Below are 383 nucleotides of genomic sequence, written 5' to 3'. Positions count from 1 at the left end.
AGAGTTGATGCAGTAGCGCAGACCGCCGCGGTCGGAAGGACCGTCCGGGAAAACGTGGCCCAGATGGCTGTCGGCGTGTACCGACCTGACCTCCGTCCGGACCATGCCGTGTGCACTGTCCCGCACCTCGTTCACGTTTGCCGGAACGATCGGCTTGGTGAAGCTGGGCCAGCCAGTACCCGAATCGAACTTGTCCGTTGAAGCGAACAGCGGCTCTCCCGACACTATGTCGACGTAGATGCCAGGCTCCTTGTTGTCGTTGTGCTCACCCGTGAAGGGCCTTTCGGTCCCCGAATCCTGGGTAATCCGGCGTTGCTCGGGGGTCAGGCGGTCAACTGCTGCCTGTGACTTCTCAAACTTCATGATAGTCTCCAATAATTAAT

1 protein-coding gene is annotated in these 383 nt (G+C 59.0%); it reads right to left on the bottom strand.

The genetic code is table 11. The features are described from left to right. Positions 1-363, bottom strand: a 363-nt coding sequence (gene msrB / locus NMC31_RS26095) for a peptide-methionine (R)-S-oxide reductase MsrB (protein WP_253899404.1), incomplete at its 3' end; no start/stop codon positions are given. Positions 364-383 lie beyond the last annotated feature (20 nt).

Source organism: Pseudocitrobacter vendiensis (assembly GCF_943590815.1).
GTDB lineage: Bacteria > Pseudomonadota > Gammaproteobacteria > Enterobacterales > Enterobacteriaceae > Pseudocitrobacter > Pseudocitrobacter vendiensis.
The sequence above is the reverse complement of the archived record's forward strand: the minus strand, read 5'-3'. Positions and strand labels throughout refer to the sequence as shown.